At 34.7% G+C, this 17601-nt stretch carries 21 protein-coding genes; 1 reads left to right on the forward strand and 20 read right to left on the reverse strand.

Annotated elements, in window-relative coordinates; translation table 11 throughout:
• Positions 1–56 precede the first annotated feature (56 nt).
• The 19 genes from CVD28_RS03630 to CVD28_RS03715 form a co-directional block, all read right to left on the reverse strand.
• Positions 57–275, reverse strand: coding sequence for a hypothetical protein (locus CVD28_RS03630; RefSeq protein WP_101590996.1), 219 nt, complete (start codon positions 273–275; stop codon positions 57–59).
• 19 nt (positions 276–294) lie between these two features.
• Positions 295–573, reverse strand: coding sequence for a hypothetical protein (locus CVD28_RS03635; protein WP_101590997.1), 279 nt, complete (start codon positions 571–573; stop codon positions 295–297).
• Positions 574–604: 31 nt separating this feature from the next.
• A complete protein-coding gene (locus tag CVD28_RS03640; protein ID WP_101590998.1) occupies positions 605–1009 on the reverse strand; it encodes a hypothetical protein in 405 nt (134 codons plus the stop codon).
• A 45-nt stretch (positions 1010–1054) separates the two neighbouring features.
• Complete coding sequence (locus CVD28_RS03645) at positions 1055–1399, reverse strand: hypothetical protein (protein WP_101590999.1); 345 nt, start codon at positions 1397–1399, stop codon at positions 1055–1057.
• Between the two features lie 54 nt (positions 1400–1453).
• Positions 1454–1675, reverse strand: coding sequence for a hypothetical protein (locus tag CVD28_RS03650; RefSeq protein WP_101591000.1), 222 nt, complete (start codon positions 1673–1675; stop codon positions 1454–1456).
• A 60-nt stretch (positions 1676–1735) separates the two neighbouring features.
• Positions 1736–1990 carry a hypothetical protein gene (locus CVD28_RS03655; RefSeq protein WP_101591001.1) on the reverse strand — a complete coding sequence of 85 codons (255 nt, stop codon included), beginning with the start codon at positions 1988–1990 and terminating at the stop codon, positions 1736–1738.
• Positions 1991–2012: 22 nt separating this feature from the next.
• Positions 2013–2225, reverse strand: a complete 213-nt coding sequence (locus CVD28_RS03660) for a hypothetical protein (protein WP_101591002.1) — start codon at positions 2223–2225, stop codon at positions 2013–2015.
• Positions 2226–2268: 43 nt separating this feature from the next.
• A complete protein-coding gene (locus tag CVD28_RS03665; protein ID WP_101591003.1) occupies positions 2269–4797 on the reverse strand; it encodes an AAA family ATPase in 2529 nt (842 codons plus the stop codon).
• A 190-nt stretch (positions 4798–4987) separates the two neighbouring features.
• Positions 4988–9271, reverse strand: a complete 4284-nt coding sequence (locus CVD28_RS03670) for a hypothetical protein (RefSeq protein WP_101591004.1) — start codon at positions 9269–9271, stop codon at positions 4988–4990.
• A 427-nt stretch (positions 9272–9698) separates the two neighbouring features.
• The gene (locus CVD28_RS03675) at positions 9699–10574 is read right to left on the reverse strand and encodes a Rok-like winged helix domain-containing protein (protein WP_101591005.1); all 876 of its coding nucleotides are present in this window, start codon (positions 10572–10574) and stop codon (positions 9699–9701) included.
• A 122-nt stretch (positions 10575–10696) separates the two neighbouring features.
• Positions 10697–11020, reverse strand: coding sequence for a hypothetical protein (locus tag CVD28_RS03680; RefSeq protein ID WP_101591006.1), 324 nt, complete (start codon positions 11018–11020; stop codon positions 10697–10699).
• Positions 11021–11160: 140 nt separating this feature from the next.
• A complete protein-coding gene (locus tag CVD28_RS03685; protein WP_101591007.1) occupies positions 11161–11667 on the reverse strand; it encodes a hypothetical protein in 507 nt (168 codons plus the stop codon).
• A gap of 22 nt (positions 11668–11689) precedes the next feature.
• Complete coding sequence (nadE, locus tag CVD28_RS03690) at positions 11690–12430, reverse strand: NAD(+) synthase (RefSeq protein ID WP_101591008.1); 741 nt, start codon at positions 12428–12430, stop codon at positions 11690–11692.
• A gap of 44 nt (positions 12431–12474) precedes the next feature.
• Positions 12475–12939: a macro domain-containing protein gene (locus CVD28_RS03695; RefSeq protein WP_257985734.1), complete on the reverse strand. Its 465-nt coding sequence runs from the start codon at positions 12937–12939 to the stop codon at positions 12475–12477.
• Positions 12940–12955: 16 nt separating this feature from the next.
• Positions 12956–13120 (reverse strand): hypothetical protein, encoded by a 165-nt coding sequence (locus CVD28_RS27840; protein WP_180953903.1) that lies wholly within the window; start codon positions 13118–13120, stop codon positions 12956–12958.
• Between the two features lie 14 nt (positions 13121–13134).
• The gene (nadD, locus tag CVD28_RS03700; protein WP_101591010.1) at positions 13135–13734 is read right to left on the reverse strand and encodes a nicotinate (nicotinamide) nucleotide adenylyltransferase; all 600 of its coding nucleotides are present in this window, start codon (positions 13732–13734) and stop codon (positions 13135–13137) included.
• A gap of 1 nt (position 13735) precedes the next feature.
• Entirely contained in the window at positions 13736–14029 is a 294-nt protein-coding gene (locus CVD28_RS03705) for a hypothetical protein (protein WP_101591011.1), read from the reverse strand.
• A gap of 61 nt (positions 14030–14090) precedes the next feature.
• Positions 14091–14432: a hypothetical protein gene (locus CVD28_RS03710; RefSeq protein ID WP_101591012.1), complete on the reverse strand. Its 342-nt coding sequence runs from the start codon at positions 14430–14432 to the stop codon at positions 14091–14093.
• A gap of 20 nt (positions 14433–14452) precedes the next feature.
• A complete protein-coding gene (locus CVD28_RS03715) occupies positions 14453–15835 on the reverse strand; it encodes a nicotinate phosphoribosyltransferase (protein WP_101591013.1) in 1383 nt (460 codons plus the stop codon).
• A gap of 331 nt (positions 15836–16166) precedes the next feature.
• Here CVD28_RS03715 and CVD28_RS03720 point away from each other — a divergent pair, with 331 nt between their 5' ends.
• Positions 16167–16598, forward strand: a complete 432-nt coding sequence (locus tag CVD28_RS03720) for a nucleoside 2-deoxyribosyltransferase (protein WP_101591014.1) — start codon at positions 16167–16169, stop codon at positions 16596–16598.
• 60 nt (positions 16599–16658) lie between these two features.
• Here the strand turns inward: CVD28_RS03720 and CVD28_RS03725 are convergent, their stop codons facing one another.
• On the reverse strand, positions 16659–17438 hold the full coding sequence (locus tag CVD28_RS03725; RefSeq protein WP_101591015.1) for a CheR family methyltransferase: 780 nt from the start codon (positions 17436–17438) through the stop codon (positions 16659–16661).
• Between the last annotated feature and the right edge of the window lie 163 nt (positions 17439–17601).

Raw genomic sequence — 17601 nt, forward strand, 5'->3', positions numbered from 1 at the left:
GTTGTTCAATTTCTAAATAATTTGGTACGAATAGCGACACATAATACTCTTGGAAGTTACGTGCTTAAATCGTGTTGTTTCCCACAATCCAGACATGTCACATAAACTCCCTCTGGATAGACTTTTCCTGAAAACTTCAAAGTACCTTCCAACCCATCTGAAATCGAAGAATAATCTTCATATACCCTTCCATCTTCATGGCTATTTGTCGTTCTTTTCAATGTAATCGTATCAGTTGTTCCACAATCACATTCAATCGTTAGTTTCATCTTCATATTTCTTCTTCCTCTCTTCTCAAAGCAATTCTATATTGTCAATGTGACACCATTTTATCTTAAATTGTCTTTTGCCAATTTTATCTTTATATTCTTGCTTATAATTTTTGCAATAATAGTCTAAATCCTTCCCTCTTAGAACAGCATATACACCCCAATGATGTATCGCAGTCACCTTTACCCTGCCTGAAAAACCACTTCTATGTCCAGTAAAGACTAACGCACCTACTATATCGCCTTTTTCAAGGATAGCTTGTATCCTTTGCTTATTTTTGGTATTCATTTTTATACTTTTCACATTACTCTCTCCCCTGTGTGATTCTATCCATCTATTTGCTTATTTCGCACATAACAACACTCACAAAAGAATCGTCTTCATAAAAGGTATATGCCTTTTCTCCTTTTACTTTTGGGTGGTCTATAATACTTTTTACGGTATTTACTCTTTTCCCTGACTTAAAAGGTTTTCCTGATTTCTTACAGACCTTCATTCTATTATCTTTATTTCGTTCACCAATAACCCTGTATTCAAAGTTCCATAAAGCTAAACCTTCCGTTGTATGAATAGATTCAGAAAAAGTGTCTTCGCTAACCGTAAAAATGTCACCAATTTTATATCCGTTTTCTGATTCTGTATGATGTGGCTTGACAATAACAATCTTTTCCCCTGATTCTGCAGGTCTTTTTTCTGTTTTTATTGCTTTCACATAGGCTCTACGTCTAAATGTCTTCATTTTTCTTTACCTCAATTTCCTAATTTCTGCTTTTCTATGAAACTCTTAAACCATTCTTCCTTCTTTTTCCCAAAGGTTTCGATTTCGATTTTCAATGACCGTTTTCACTTGTTTCGGATTTACCTTTTCGCCTCTACGGTATCTGCTAACCTCTTGGGATAAGTCGTAATGGAATTGGCATTGTCCTACTTTCTGTAAACGGTGTTTCTTTTTAATCTCTATTGGAAGAATGTGACCAGTATTAAGTACACCTAACCATATGTTTTCCCCTACAACTTTCACTGAATAAGAAACCCATGCAATATAACGCTCTCCGTAAGCGTGTTTTTCCATCCCTTCGGATTCCATAATGATTTCCTGCATATCGCCTTCATATATCGTATAAGACATAATCCTACTCCTTCAATCGCAAAATGGATAAACAGATACTATCTCGTTACTTAATTACTCATATTTCATCATCTCTATTTTTTCAGTAACTAAGTCTGGATTGCTAATAAGCATTTGTGCGATTAGAAGATTTATCTCTTGTAAAGTTAAATTTCTCTTAATCTTTATCCATAACCCTTCTTCATCAAAGCCCATTGTTCCTATAAATTCTTCTTCAACAAAAAGATTATCTGTCCACTTTAATCCCGCAGAAATAATTCTTTGAAATTTAAACAATTTTTCACACTCCTTTTATCTATCAGTCTTTCATTTTATAGAAGTTGAATTATTTATCATTTAGGAAACACGATACAAAGTTATTTCATGTCCATCTTTTCTTACTCCATTAACAGACGTACCTACCCATTGCTGATAGCTTTCCACTTTTCCCTCTTCGACAAGGATTCGTAGCAATCGTTTCCCCATATCGTAACCCACTCGGATTTTTCGTTGAATATAAGAAACGGAAATAGTATCTCCTGGTTGCATATTTTTCACATGCTCATTTAATTGAACCAATTTTTCTTCTTGAATTGTTTGAATAGTGTTCATTTTAACCTTTCTCCTTTCCTTCTTAAAAAAATAATTCTTTCCCACACATAGGGCAAAACTTGATTTTAATTCGCAAATCACTAAAAGTCCCATCAATTCGCAAACTCATTTGTTCGTATTCAATATCCTGCAGAATGGACACTTCATAATGCTGTTTTGTCCCATCGACTTTTTTATCAAAAGGAATGAGTTCTCCTTCATATTCACATTCTTCTATTTCACAGTATTTACACATGTTGTTTCTCCTCTTTATGTAAAGAAAAGAAAATAGCGTATAACTACGCTACATTCTCTTCTCTAATTTTGTGATTTAAGTGAGTATATCTATCTCTCGATTTTTGTGTTTTAATGGCATACGCAATCGCTTCTGGTTGACCAATGACACAACTGAAAAGCTCTGCTCTTGTATAACCAGTGTAGAAAAGGTTGTTATCTAACATCATAAAGTTTTGCTTCATAATTGGAAGAATAACTGCTTTCCATTGACTACCTTGCGACTTATGAATTGTGAGAGCATACGCATGGTCTAACTCGTCAAAACCGTCATCATAGAACACATATTTATCTTCGTATCGAACGATAATGCGTGTAACATTGTCTCCATTTTTATCCTTGTAGGTAAGAATTTCTTCAATTACGCCACACTCACCGTTAGTAATCCCAATGGTCTTTTCGTCTTTTACATAATCGAAATGACCTTTTTCATACCATTCCATATCATAATTATTCTTGATATGAATAACCTTGTCTCCCTTTTGGAAGAAAAGCTGAATCATGTCTGATTTCTGGTCTATGGTAATTTGGAATTTCTTGTTCAACACTTTGATTCCGTCTTCCTGTTGATTAAATTCCTGCTGAATCAAGTAATTTAACATATATGTTCCAATCAGACCTGTGCGTTGAGGACATAACACTTGAACATCTTCAAATGTGTATCCAGGGAATTTCAAAATGTTTTTAATAGATTGTAAAATAGCTTTTTGAGTTCCTTCTGGTGTTTGTCTATGAAGTACATACGCATCTTTTGTATCTTCACACGTCTCAATCATTTCACCATTGATAATTTTGTTGGCATTTCGGATAATTCCTGACATGCTTCCTTGACGTTTAACAACATTTAAAGTGACAACTTTTACAATTCCACTCTCAATCAAGTCAAGAAGCACATTTCCTGCACCCACTGACGGAAGCTGTTTCGTATCTCCAAGGAAGATAATTTTTGTTCCTTGTGCAATCGCCTTTAATAAATGCTTCGTCAACGTAATATCCAACATTGAACTTTCATCTACTACAATAACATCTGCTTCTAATGGGTCTTCTTCATTGAAAGCAAATCCAGTTTGAGGATTGTAACCTAATCCTCTATGAACGGTTACACATTCAATGCCAGTAGACTTTGTTGCCACTTTACTTGCTTTTCCTGTCGGAGCAAAAACCTTTACCTTGAAAGACTTTCCGTTCTTACGATACTGCATTTCCAAGATTTTTAAGATAATCTTCAATGTGAATGTCTTCCCACAACCAGCACTTCCGTTTAGGACATAGAAGCCACCACGATACTCTGCAAATTCGGTTACTGCCTTTCGTTGCATTTCCTCTAAAGAAATGTTATTGGCTTTTAGGTGCAAATCAAGTTCCTTTTCTAACTCGATTGGTTTTGCGAAGGATGTTTCTTCTGCTAATACTTTGACACGATTTGCAACTTTTTGTTCATCAGCATATAAATAGCTCAAATAAATTTTGCTATCTTCATAGACCACTCTTCGTTGAATCGCAATTTCTTGTAACTGGTCGCCAATTTCATCTTCTGAAATCGGAACAACCATATAACGTAATGCTTCTTTTTTCTTCGGATTCTTTTCTCTCATATAAAAATCCAATTGTCTGCGAAGGTCGTTGTAGATAATCGTATATTTGTTTTCTCCGATTTCATATTCAAAAGAATCTTTTTCTGCATTTTCAGCAACTAATTTCGTCATTTCTTGATAACTTAATTTGATACTAAGCATACTTATAGATTTCTCAACTAATTCTGCTAATGGCAAGAAACAGTGACCTTCACTACTGGACTCTTGAAGTACATGAATGATTCCTTCTTGTAAACGGAACTTACTTTTAGGATTATGTCCGATATTTCGTGCAATACGGTCACATTTTTCAAATCCATAACCTCTTACTTCTAAAGCTAAGAAATAAGGGTTTTCTTCAATTCGCCCAACAATATCATCCTTGTATTGGTCATATAATTTTTTTGCTTGTGGCATGGATAATCCGTATCCAAGTAAAGCAGAAATCGTTGCTTGGGAATCTTTCATTTTATCCAACTGTTCTTTCCAATTCAAAACAGACTTTTTCCCAATTCCGCTAATAGAATCAGCTACTTGCATCGGGTCTTCCATTAAAATATCAATACTTTTTTCTCCAAACTCTTCATAAATCAATTCCGCTTTTGATTTAAGACCTTTTAAGGTTTGGAGATAAGCGATAATACCCTTTTTATTAACAGGTTTTACATTACGCACTTTATTGACATTAATCTGTTTTTCTCCCTTATAGGTTGTCACATATCCCTCAACAGAGTAGGTTTGACCAATTACTAATTCAGAAATGAATTTACCTTTAATGCTTAACTGCTTTTCATTTTCATCTTCACATATATAAATTCCGAATCCTGTATCTTCACGAAACATAATCTGATAAGTTGGAATAGCAGTTTTTGTAATGTATTCATTATTTTTATAGGCTTCCAAAACATTCTGTTTTATCTTTTCTTCACGCATTTTCATATCAAAATCAAAAAAACTCATAGTTAAAACCGCCTTCCACGTTTCGTTTCTCTCATTGATTCTATTCTGTTCAAAGTTCCATATTTGCACACGTTCGATTCAAATATTATAACTCTATTATACCACAGATATGCGTTTTTGTCAGTTATTTTTTACAAAATACAAATAAAAAAGAACAATGGATATTTCACCATTGTCCTTCTTTTTGTGATTACTTACCGCTTACAACAAAGTACATGTAGTAAACGCCAGTTTCACTGTAAACTGCAATTTTAGCAACACCGTTGCCAACAGTTTTCATTGTACCGTTGTCGTCTACTGTTGCAATATCTTTGTTATAAGATAACCATTGAAGGTTCAGTAAATCGCCAAGTGCATTTTGAATTTGTTGAGCATAAGTTACAGCTAAGTTGACAGTTGTATTTCTGCTAACTTTTACTCGGAAATCAGCATTTCCGTTTCCTGCTCTGTAGTTCTTTTCAGCGTCATCTAAGATATTGCGGATAGAACCTAAGAAACCATTTACATCTGCTAATTGAGCTTGTAAATCATTTGCTCTTTCATGAACAGCAGTTGCATCCGTTACAGGAGTAGAGCTTACACTTGCTAATGCTTTTTCATACTCTGCTTGAACTTTTGCTAATTCTGCTCTTAAATTTGTCATTTGAGCAGTATTTTTAGCAGAGAAATCAGAGTCCTGAAGTTTTTGTTGTAAAGCAGATAACATATCTTCTAAGCCAGAAACTTCATTTGTTGCATTAATAATGTGATTAACTGTATCAACTCTTTCTTGAAGGTCAGATTTTACTTCTCCCTCTTTCACGATATTGATAGAGCCTTGAGCTTTAGCAGTATCAGCAGAAGCCAATGTGCCTTCAGCAGTTACTGTGTCAAGTGTTGCTTGTCCAACATGGATAGTGTCTTGAACATCAGTTGCACGTTGGTCTAAACCAGTTTTTACGTCACCTACTGGAAGAAGTCCAATAAGGTCAGTAGCTTCATCTAATTCAGATTGTGCATGGTCGATTAAGTCTTGTGTAGTTAAATCAACTACTGATTCTTCTGCCACTGTTGTTTGGTTTTTCGCATCTAACACTTTTTGAGCTAAGTCTGTTACGTCTTTTGCTCCTTCAATTTTTTCTTCAAGAGAAGTTTGTAGTTCTCCTTCTGGAACTTTTGCTACTAATTCTTCAGCTTTTGCAATTTCAGCATTTGCATCGTCAATAGCTGGTTGAGTAGTTAAGTCACCTTTTACTACTTCTTCCATTGCTGTAACTTGATTTTTAGCATTTAAAATATCTTGTGCTAATTCAATTGTTTCGTTTACAGCGTCTAATCGGCTATCTAAAGAGTTTTTCGCATCTACCTCTGGAAGAACGTCAACTAACTCTTTTGCTACTCCAACTTGTTCTTTAGCAGTATCAATTGCTTCTTGTGTCAATAGAGCATCAACATCAGCTAATGCTTCTGCTTTTTCAACTTCTTGTGTAGCGTTGAATACGTCTTGAGCAAGTTCGATTGCTTCTTTATCATTTGCTAAACCTTGTTTTAATTCAGTTTTAGCTTCTCCTTCTGGAAGAGCTTTAATTAATGTTTCTACATTAGCATATTTGCTGTTTGCTCCATCAATTAATTCTTGTGTTGTTAGGTCTTGAACCATAACGTCTAATTCAGAAAGAGCTTTTTTAGCGTTCATCACATCTTCTGCTACTTGAATCGCATTTTTAACGTCATTTAAGCGTTGTTGAAGAGTTGTTTTATCATCACCAGTTTTCAATGTGTTGATAAGCTCTTGTGTGTTTTCAGCAAGTGCTCTTGCTTCGTCAATTTTCGCTTGAGTAGTTAATTCAGGCATCATTTCGTCAATTTCGTCAAGGTTAGCAATAGCATCTAAGAACGCTTTACCTACTACGATATTTTGAGTAGATACTTGACTTTCAGTACCAGCATTGTTCACGACTTTAGCTCCTACTAAATAGTATCCGTAAGGAAGTGGAACATTGTTGCTTACTGCTTCCAACCAATCTCCACCATCTAATTGATAAAGAGTTTTATCAATGCCTGAAATACTATCATTGTTGTTTAGGTTTACAGTGAAACCATCTTCTGTTTCAATAATAATTGGAGCATTTGGTACAATTTTATCAATTTCGTAAGGACCCAACACACGATTCATGACGTTTCCAGCGTTATCTTTCGCTTGAACGTGTACATAGAATTTACCGTTTTCTGAAATGCTTACATTACGTTGGATATTAGTATCCCATGCACTCCATCCAGTAGTAGGAATTGCACTTGAGTTAGAAATAGCAAAGCGTTGGTTGTTAAATCCGCTACCGCCTTGGTCAGAGAATTGAACAAGAATATTAATATCTTTTGTTTGCCAATTCACACTTGCAGGGTTTACGGATGCTTCTGGTGCAGTTACGTCAGATGTTACAGTGATTGCTCTTGAATAAGCCTCTGACCAAACCCCTGCATCGTTTTTAACTTTTAATGCAAGAACATAACTTCCAGAACCATAAGAACTAAAGTTTGTTAATGGATTAGCTCCTGTGTAAACAGGGATACCGTTTTTAGTAACAGTCCATTCTTTTTGACTGATGTCACGACCAGCAGGGTCATAAGACGTATCAGTAATATCTAATGGTGTTAGGGCTGAAACTTCATTTGTTGAAATAGAGAAGTTTGCAACAGGCTTACTTACAACAGCAGAATCAGTAGTTACGAACGTAGAAACTGGTGTACTCCAAGCTCCTTGATTGTCTTTTACCATTAATTGAACAATATAGTTTTTACCAAGAGGTAATTGTTCTGGTAATTCAGCCTCAATCCATTCTGTTGCCATTGTTTCTTTATAACGCCATTTCTTTTCAGCAATACCTTTATCAGTTGTAAATTCAAGGTCAGGGTCGTAAGAAGAGTCCTGAACTTTTACAGTTACGCTATCAGTGTTACGAAACATTTGCATAGAGAAGTTCGCAACAGGCTTTCTATGAGCATAAATATATTGTGGTGTAGGGTGTCCATTTCCGAACCATAATTCATAACGACCAGGTTTATCTAACATTTCTGGAACGTCTGATTGATATTGTCCAGAGAAAGATGCTTGTCCTAAACTGTTATTGAAATAATCTTCGTCATGGTCAAGTTTCCAACGACCATCAGGGAACGCTTCGGTTTGCGTATTTGTTTTTAATTCAGCAGGAACAACATCAATGTTTAATGGTGTACCAGCAATTACATAAGGGTCTTCAGGTGTAACAGGTTTTACATCTTCTTGTAGTTTTTGAACTACATAATTTGCTACTTTTTCAATAGAATCCGCATAGTTACGGTTATCTACGAATGCTCCATTTCCATCATTGCGTTGGATAAAGTCTAATGCTTGTTGCTTGTTTGTATCAGTACCCATTGCTACATAGCTGATTTCTTCGTTCATTAAACGAGTTAAAATCTCACCAGAAGCAGAAGCATTGTCAAAGTCACTTACACGTTGGTCATCAAGGTTTACTACAAAGCGTTCTGCATTGTCTCTCCAAGATGGTTGACGGATAATATCTTTAAAGTTTTTCACTTCTACTGTTTGCATAAGCAAGTTTTTGAATGTGATATAAGATAAAGAAGAACAACCATGTGAACCGTAAGAAGCCATAGGTCCGAAACCGTTACCTCTTACTGTTGGTAAGGTAAAGTTGTTAATGATTTTTTGTCCGTTATCCCACATATCTACTTTTTCAGGTGTCGCTTCAATTCGTAGAGTATGGTTGCTTGTCTTAGGTTTAGTAAATGTTCCAATACGCTTACTATATGAAGCATTGGACAATACCCTTGATGCTTCATTATGGAACGTATTTGCATCTACTCCTGTAATTTCATAAAGGAAAATGTTACTTTGTCCAAATAAAACCACATATCCATCCATTCTTCCATTTACAATCTTCGTATTAAATAAGAATCCAGCACCTTCTAATGTATGCCAGTCTGTTTTTGTTTCTTGAACATCAAACGTAAAGATTTTCTTAGAAGGCGTATTGTCAGGCATGAATACAAAGTCTTTATAAGCTGGTTTTGTATAACCGTAGAACGTAATATCCTTTCCACTTACTGCAATATGCTTACTGCGGTGAACACTTCCGTAAGGCTCTCTATAATTCAAGTGGTCATACACTTGCCAATTGAATGTATCTTGTGCTGACATGTTATTTGTTTTGATAGCTGAAATGCTAACAATATTAGGATTTACTCCCTTTTCTTGAAGTTTTGCTTTTAAATCTGCTTCAAAATTTGAAGCCTCAACTGATGTGTTTCCTACTGTTAATACAACGTCTACATCTTTTGGTTGACTAACCGTTAATCGAATGTCCTCTGTTGTTTCAACCTCAGAAGCAAACACCGTTAATCCTGGTGTTAGTGCTTGTCCTACCATTGTTGACATAAGTGCAATATTTAGGACTTTTTTCTTATTGTTTTTCTTGTTTGACTGATTCGCCATATTTTTATTATTCCCCTTTCTAATTTTGGTTTACTGTTTTCATTTTTCTGTCACATCTTATGACACTCGCAAACTATCTATCTCATATCATTCACTGTTTAAAATTATATTTTCATAGGATAAAAGCCCCTATGTATCAACTTCTCCACTATTATAATAAAATCCTCAAAATAATATTCTTTAATTCAAGATAATAAGTGAAGAATCTTTTAAACTTTTTGTCGAAATATGTTATTTAATCTTTTACCTCTCTACTATATCAAGTTTTCACGTTTTTAAATGCGAAAATTTGTCGAACCCCATCCGACCTTTTACCTACTTGCAAACCATATTTCTTGTCCGATTGAACGTCATTTGCTCCAAATGCTCAATTAATAAAGTTCTAAAGAAAAAAGACCAAATGATTTTTTCATCTGGTCTTTTTCTTTTATTCTTCTATATTATGTAAAGTTTCTTCTTGTATGGAGTTATTCTCTTCAATGGAGTTAGATACCTCATTTATATCTTTTTCCTTTGTTACTGCAATCTCTTGTTCTTCTAAGGAGTCAGCTTCCTTATGTCCTTCTCTTCGATAAAAATATTCTCCACGATAAGGCTTTTCAATTCGTTCATCCTTTTTCATAAGGCGTTGCATAAAGGTCGTCATGTTCTGAATCTTTACCCCTGTCCGAGTTTCAACTTCCTTTTTTAATTTGGAAGATTGAACAGAAGCGGTATGTTGCTTCAATATGGACAGTGCTTCCTCATGCAAATGCGTATAATCAATATCTTTTTCACGCTCTCGTTTATTTCTACCCTTTACCTCAATTTTTTCATTTTTCTTTCCTTTTCTTACTGTATCTTCATTTTTTACTTCATTCTTCTTTTCAGATTCGGCATAGCTTCCAAAAATTTGTTCAAATTGCTTAATCATACTCTTCGATTCTTCTAAACTCTTCAATAACTGGTCTTTTTCAGACCTTTCTTTTGTTACCAATTCCTTTAACCCATTAATCATAGGCAAGACTTCTTTGCTTATTACATTCTCAAATATTTGTACCGCTTCTTGTGTCATTTCTTTTTTTATTTCAGATTGTTTTTCTTGTACTATTTTTGTTAGTTCATTAATAGGGATAACTTCTTGTGATTCTTTATCCGATGAATCAACTGGAAAAGTTGTTGGAAACAATGTATCTTGTTCATCTAATTTGCGAAGTCTCTCATAAATGGATTCCCTTTCATCTCTACATTCCTTTGCAACACGAATTTCTCTTGCATCCAATTCTTCTAATCTTAACTTTAATGACATTCTTTCGTTAAACATTACACACAACCTTTCCTTTTTAACCTGTATTCCAAATTATTGTATCAAAATTACCTCTATTTGCGAAATCCACTCTACAATAAAATATAAAAAAGACCAGATTTATCTCTGGTCTCATTTTCTTATTCAGTTAAGGACATGTGTGTTCGCATAAAATCATTGAAGACAGAAAAAGCGTTCATGATTTCAGTATAGTACAATGATTCTTCTTCATTTTTTAAAATAGAAGTCACGTTTTTCTCAAGGGAATATCCTTGTTCATACAACCAGATAAATCCTTCTATCGTCTTATCAATCGCTTGACTAATTTCATCGTTTGCAACAATATCTCCTGTTTGAATGCCTCGGTATTTAATTAATTGTAAATCCATGATTTGATAAGTCAGACGCTCTTCTTTGTTCTCATTTTTATTCAACCCATTTAAAAATTGACGAACTGCTTTCATATGTCTGTTCCTCCTTAATAGTTTTCTGATTAACAATTGTTATTATTTATGTACGTTTCTCTAAATTTCATACAATCATCATAACACAAAATTACATAAATGTAAATTATTTTTTACAAAACAAAAAGAACACCTATTTATTAAAAGGTGTTCAATTCTTCTTTGATAGTTGGGATATATGATTCCAATTCAAACTGTAATTCTACACTATCCACGATAAATGGTTCGTAGGAAAATGTCCCTTGAAATAGAGCAACATGCTCTGAATCTACTTCTTTCTTCACGACTACAACATAGCCTTTGTCCTTTTTAAACACAAAAGATTCAATCGTACAAAGCACATAGACTTCACTATTCGGTAACAAGACTGACCAAGGGTTACTTTCTTTTCTTTCACCTTGATATACTCCTTTGTAAAGAGGATAAACAGATTCTTCTAACTCCATAATGGAGTCGATTGAACTATTCATTTCTACATATGAACTATCTATACAAACAGGTGAAAATGGTGGTAATGGAGAAAGGACTAAATATCCTACTCCTGATTGAAATTGTGAACCCTTTACCACTGAAGCGACACAAACTTCTTCTTTTTCTTTAAATGAAAATACTGCTTTTAAGATAATCCCATTTTGAATAGACTTCATCTCCTTTTCCCCTCCTTTTTCTTTATTTCTCTTGATATTTAAGAGGCATTTGTCTTTTGTGTTTTGTTTTTTTATAGTGTTCGGAAATAATTCCTTTTGCTCGTTCATTGGTATCTCCTGTTAGAAGATATTCGTCAATTTCTTGATACGTTACACCCATTTCTTCTTCATCCGTTTGTCCTACCCATAGACCAGCAGAAGGAGCTTTATATAGAATGTCATGAGGAACGCCTAAGTAATCTCCTAATATACGAACCTCTGTAACCGTTAAATCAGCAATTGGATTAAAGTCATGTGCTCCATCGCCCCATTTTGTAAAATAGCCCATTGTGCTTTCAGAACGGTTTCCAGTACCAGCTACCAAATAACCCTTTTGTTGAGCAATCGCATATAAGGTTGTCATTCTTAGTCTTGGCTTGATATTGCTTAAAGAAAGCCCTTCTAATGGAGTTCCAGTCATAACTTGATTGATAGTTTGAGATAAAACGTCAAATGGCTCTTTAATATCAACTTTAATCGTTTCAATATTCAACTCTTTACCCAATACCCAAGCGTGTTCTTCATCTTTGTCAATGTTCCCACAAGGAAGAATTACTGCCAATACATGAGGTGTTGCTTTCTTAACCAAAGCACCTACTACTGCAGAATCTTTTCCACCGCTACTTCCAAAGATAATTCCCTTTGCTCCTGATTGAACCAATACCTCTTTTATCCATTCAATTCTTTTCTCTGCTTCTACTTTTACATTATCATGTGTAATCATTTTGTACCTCCTTCTTTTGGTTGAATATCGTTTGATAACAATATCTATTGGTTGCTGTATTTTACTAAAACTACTTCTGCCTGAAAGGAGATTTTATTCAACTCCTCTTTCATAATGGCAATAGCTCTATCCTCTTCAAATTTCCCTGCTCCACACCCGATTAAAGGAAATGCCACTGATGTAAAACCTTGTTCATTTACAATCTTCATAGCATTTTGAACAGATAATCGAATGGCTTTTTCAGAAGAATTCCAGAATACACCTATTCCTGCCACATGAATAATTCCTTTATAAGATAACTTCCCTGCAGATGTTAAGATAGCTTCTCCAAGACCTAAAAACCCATGTTTTTGAACCTCTTTAAAAGGTTTTGTTCCAGCCTTCTGTTTAATGGCTCTTGATACTCCATGAGGGAGCAACATCCAATAAGGAATAAAGTTTCGATTCCACGCATTAACAATGACTTCTACTTCTTGATGGAGCAAATCTCCCTCTACTACTTTAATCAATCCTTTGCCTCCTTTCTTATGATAGAATCCCTCTTTCCGCACGTTGTTTGTTGTAATTAGTCCAATAAGGGTCTTCATAGGTTTCTTCTTTTCGTTGATTTTCTGCTTTGCGTTGATTTTTTAAAATCTCTTCATTTTGCTTGGCTATTTTCTCTAATAATGCTTTTTCCTCATTTGTCATGGCTTTTTATCCCCTTATTTATATAAATGATGTTTTTGAATATAGTCATGAACCGCTTCTGGAATTAGATATTGCACTCTTTTACCTTCTCTTAGTCGGTTTCTTACAATCGTTGAACTACAAGTGGTTCTTACTTCTTCATTCATTGCAATAATGTTTGAATCCAAACCTTTTAGACCTTCTACTTCAGTAAAAATATCAGAGGTTTTATCGTCTCCTCTTTCTAAGACCAATACATGAAAGTGAGTTAAAATATCCTGGTATCTGTCCCAATTAGGTAAATCTCTTAGATTATCTGTCCCTAATACAAACCAAATTGGTTGATTCGGATATTGCTTCTGAAGAAGTTCTAAAGTTTCAATCGTTGGCAATTGACTTGAACTTTCCACCTCAATTGTAGAAACCTTGAAGGCTTTATTCTCCTTACAGGCTTCACGTAGCATATCCACACGAATAGAAGCTGGAAGAAGCCCTTCTTTGAGATAATGGTCTCCCACTGGCATGAAGAGAAATGTATCCACTTCATAATCATTAATAATCTGTTCAGCTAATCCAAAGTGAGCATTGGTTGGGGGATTAAAAGAACCCCCAAATACAACAATCGGTTTATTCATATTACTCTTCTCCAAGCTCTGCTTTTAGCTTTTCTAATTGTTTTTGTTTTTTTGCACGTTCTTCTTCTTGTTTCTTTGCTTCAATTCGTTCTTTGGCTAACTGAATTTCTTTTTGGAACTCTTCTTCATTCACTGCATGGATTTCAAAATATTGTTCATCACGTCTTGTTCCATGAAATTTCGCAACCTCTTCAATATCATTGTAGACTTGATAAGCTGTATAAGGATAACCGTCATCCCTTCCTGCCATTGTTCCGCTTGTAATTGCTGTATAAGATTTCAAATATTTTCGCATAAATTTATACCTCCTTTAATTTTAGGAGAAGGGATACCCCCTCTCCTTAATAGTTCCGCTCTTAATGATGAAGGGTTGCTAAGATTTTATCTGCTTCCACTTTATCAGTTTCAATTTGTTCAAAACGCCACTTCTCAGTAGGCGATACTCCTTGAACAAAGTCAATTCGATTTCCGAACTTTTTATAAAGCCAATCTTCTACCCATAGCTCATTTCCCCATCTTGCATGGCAGATGATATATCCTGTTTTTTGTAACATTCCTGTTTCGTTCAAATCAGGACAATAACGTACTCTATAGGCTTTTTGGTTTTTCAATTGTTCTTCATGTTTTTCGGCTTCTTGTTTATCAAAGAACGTCTTTCCGTCTTCGGTTGTAAAAACGGTACGTTTTTCTGCTTTCACATCTATCACCTTTCTTCTGATTAAATTGTAAAAGGTTTTAAGTCTGGATTGTGTGCAACCCCACGACCTACTTTTGCTAATGGTTCGTAGTTTTCATTGATTTTTACTTGCACAATGTCTGCTGTAAAATCATTGTTTGTTCCAGTTGCAGAGCTATTTTCAAGTAGGCTTGAACCCACACCGTAAATATCTACTTCTGCATGAACTTCTTCAAAACGTCTGATTTTTTCAGCGTTAAAGCCACCAGTTACGACAATTTTAATTTCTTCACAATACGCTTTCGCTAAATCTCTTGCATTATGAAGGTCACTGTAGCTGTAGTCTTTTACTAATTCAGGCCAGAACTCATTCATTTTTGTACGAAGGATATGAACCAAACGTGGATTTACACCATTATCCATTTCTTTATTAAAGATTGGTTCGATAGATTTATCTCTCATGTTTCCACCAGTATCAGGGCGTACTCCAAATAGTTTGTATTTAAGTGCTTCCTCTTTGTTTCCTTCTTTCATTAGCTTCCAATATTCGTTCCACATTTGACGAATAACTTCTAATGTTTCTGTAACACAATCATTATGGAAGTCTACCAATGCAATACGTGGTGTTTCAACAGATATATGCTTAGAGAATTGCATCATAGCTTCTGCGGTATTACCAAGGAACGTAGCAATGGTAGCGTGTGAGATTGTGCCACCAGCTTTTCCTCCCCACCAGTCACCTTGTTCATTTGTAGAGATAGAAGCCTGGTGATGCTTGTCATAATCCAGTTCATAGCGTTGAATGGCAATCCAGTATGCGTATCCGTCTAAGCCTTGCATTTTGTAGTGATTGAATCGTGCAGGGAAGAAAAGAACTTGTTTTCCTTTTGTTGCAACCAATACATTGTAGACATTTGTTGCTACTCTTGTTGGAACAGATAGTACACCAAGCATAGCTGTTTCTAAATGTCCAAAATCACGATAACGACCTCTTACTTTAATAACAGGTTTTACATTTAAAGCGTCTCCGTCAAAACGAACCATGTCACCGTCTTCAACCGCCTCGACTTCTAAGTGGTCAAATGTATTAACAAACTCACCGTTATCATCAAAATAGCCTGTTCCTACTTGCAGGATTGCAAGGGCTTCGTCTACTCCTGCAATGATAGAGAATGGTTTTCTACGTGTGAAGAATTGCATTTCTACATAAATGTCACCGTTGCGAACTTCTGTTACAGAAATTCTTCCGTTCAAGTCATTTTCTTTATCTCCGAACTCATATCCAGCTTTAGAAAGCTCCGTTAATACGTGAATAGTATTATTGAAATATTCGTCTGCATACCAGCCTTTTCTTAGTTTATTTACTACTTCCTCTGTCATTTTGAATGTTTCAATTGGTAATCTCTTTCCGTTAAATTTGCTCATTTTATATTTCCTCCTCGAATGTTTTGTTTTTACTTATTATCGTTTTGATAATAAGTGTTTGCAAAAAAATAGTTGTTAGATTGTTTCTTTATTATATGCTTTTGATTTAAAGTTATTATCTTATAGATATTATCTATTTGATATTATCATTTTAATACTATGTTAGTGTTTTGTCAAGCGGTTTATTCCATCTTTTTTCAGATATATGTCGTACCCCCTGCTCAATCCCTTTTACCTCTTTATTTATTGCATATAATCAATTATAATAGTTCTTATGACTATAAACAAATAGGAAATATAGTTTATATTACATCTTAGGAGGATAACAAAAATGAAAAAAGTTTATTTAGCAAGTGGATGGTTTAACCCTAATCAAGAAAGACGTGTAAAGGAAGCAGAAGAGGTTCTACGTGGTTTAGGATTTGATGTATTTAGTCCAAGAGAGCACCAACACCCTCAATATGAATACATGTCAAATGAATGGCGTAAAGCGACATTCAAAAGTGATGTTGACCATGTGGATTGGTGTGATTTTATCTTCGCAGTGTATGATGAAGAAGATTCAGGTACAATGTGGGAAATTGGTTACACTTATGGTAAATTCGGCAAAGAAAAACCAATTATCATTTATCATGAAACAGATGGATTGGTCAATCTAATGATTAGCGATTCATTGACTGCTTATCTAAAAAATATGGAAGATGTAAAGAAATACGACTTTGTTAATTTCCCTGAGATTCCATATGAAGGTGAAATCGTATAAATAAAAAGGAGAGGGCTAAATAGTCCCTCTCTTTTTTATGACTTCTATTCTTCTTTTACTTTATACCTTTCGATAAATAAAGCTTTTTACTACATCTAAACCGTATTTCTTCGCATCTTGAATTTGTTCTGTTGCACCTACAAATAAGATTCCACCAGGTCGCAAAGCCTTCGCAAACGCCTCAAAGATATGTTTTTTTGCTTCTTCTGTAAAGTAAATCATAACATTTCGGCAAACAATCAAGTCATACCCATTTGGATAAGGGTCTTCCAATAAATTGTGCTGTTTGAATGTAATTGGTTTTCTTGTTTTCGCATCAATTTCCCATGAATTGTTCCCTTGTTTGAAATGTTTTCCCTTATAATTTTCAGGAACAGATTTTACATGAACAGGCGAATAGATTCCTTTCTTAGCAAATTCCAACACTGTTTTATCAATATCAGTTGCTAAAATAGAAAATGGCTTTTTAACCGTTTCCTGCAACAGCATGGACAATGTATAAGGTTCTTGACCAGTAGAACAAGCAGAACTCCACACCTTCAAAGAAGAAGATGTCTTTTCTAAATCCTTCAATACAGGTTGAAGAGCATCCCAACGCTCTTGGTTTCTAAAAAACTCCGTTACATTTATCGTCATTTTGTTCAAGAACTCTTCTATCATTACTGGACTTTTTTCAAGCTCCTTGAAATAAGAAAGGAAATTCTTATGACCATGCTGGACTCTTAATGCTGTTAATCTTCTCTCCATTTGTGGTCTTTTATATAATTCAAGGTTAATCCCTGATAGTTGATAAAACTTCTTTGTGAACTCTACATAATCATCTGTAATTTTTACTTGCATTTTTATCATAACCCTTTCATTTATGTACTTTAGTCAATTATATCAATAATATCGACTAAAAGCTATTGTAAAAATACATTTTCTCACTTGCAATACTTTTTCTTTTCTACACCATTAAGAAAAAAGCCCTGGATAACTTCCAAGGCTTTTTCTATATGGTTTA

The sequence above is a fragment of the Bacillus sp. M6-12 genome, from assembly GCF_002860285.1.
In the GTDB taxonomy this organism is placed as follows: domain Bacteria; phylum Bacillota; class Bacilli; order Bacillales; family DSM-1321; genus Peribacillus.

Excerpts from the sequence above, each read along its gene's own strand:
- CVD28_RS03645 (WP_101590999.1), bottom strand. The coding sequence starts at position 1,399 with ATGTCTTATACGATATATGAAGGCGATATGCAGGAAATCATTATGGAA.
- CVD28_RS03660 (WP_101591002.1), bottom strand. The coding sequence starts at position 2,225 with ATGTGTAAATACTGTGAAATAGAAGAATGTGAATATGAAGGAGAACTC.
- nadD (WP_101591010.1), bottom strand. The coding sequence starts at position 13,734 with ATGAATAAACCGATTGTTGTATTTGGGGGTTCTTTTAATCCCCCAACC.
- CVD28_RS03655 (WP_101591001.1), bottom strand. The coding sequence starts at position 1,990 with ATGAACACTATTCAAACAATTCAAGAAGAAAAATTGGTTCAATTAAAT.
- CVD28_RS03665 (WP_101591003.1), bottom strand. The coding sequence starts at position 4,797 with ATGAGTTTTTTTGATTTTGATATGAAAATGCGTGAAGAAAAGATAAAA.
- CVD28_RS27840 (WP_180953903.1), bottom strand. The coding sequence starts at position 13,120 with ATGACAAATGAGGAAAAAGCATTATTAGAGAAAATAGCCAAGCAAAAT.
- CVD28_RS03640 (WP_101590998.1), bottom strand. The coding sequence starts at position 1,009 with ATGAAGACATTTAGACGTAGAGCCTATGTGAAAGCAATAAAAACAGAA.
- CVD28_RS03685 (WP_101591007.1), bottom strand. The coding sequence starts at position 11,667 with ATGAAGTCTATTCAAAATGGGATTATCTTAAAAGCAGTATTTTCATTT.
- CVD28_RS03680 (WP_101591006.1), bottom strand. The coding sequence starts at position 11,020 with ATGAAAGCAGTTCGTCAATTTTTAAATGGGTTGAATAAAAATGAGAAC.
- nadE (WP_101591008.1), bottom strand. The coding sequence starts at position 12,430 with ATGATTACACATGATAATGTAAAAGTAGAAGCAGAGAAAAGAATTGAA.
- CVD28_RS03725 (WP_101591015.1), bottom strand. The coding sequence starts at position 17,438 with ATGCAAGTAAAAATTACAGATGATTATGTAGAGTTCACAAAGAAGTTT.
- CVD28_RS03630 (WP_101590996.1), bottom strand. The coding sequence starts at position 275 with ATGAAGATGAAACTAACGATTGAATGTGATTGTGGAACAACTGATACG.
- CVD28_RS03715 (WP_101591013.1), bottom strand. The coding sequence starts at position 15,835 with ATGAGCAAATTTAACGGAAAGAGATTACCAATTGAAACATTCAAAATG.
- CVD28_RS03720 (WP_101591014.1), top strand. The coding sequence starts at position 16,167 with ATGAAAAAAGTTTATTTAGCAAGTGGATGGTTTAACCCTAATCAAGAA.
- CVD28_RS03670 (WP_101591004.1), bottom strand. The coding sequence starts at position 9,271 with ATGGCGAATCAGTCAAACAAGAAAAACAATAAGAAAAAAGTCCTAAAT.
- CVD28_RS03675 (WP_101591005.1), bottom strand. The coding sequence starts at position 10,574 with ATGTTTAACGAAAGAATGTCATTAAAGTTAAGATTAGAAGAATTGGAT.
- CVD28_RS03705 (WP_101591011.1), bottom strand. The coding sequence starts at position 14,029 with ATGCGAAAATATTTGAAATCTTATACAGCAATTACAAGCGGAACAATG.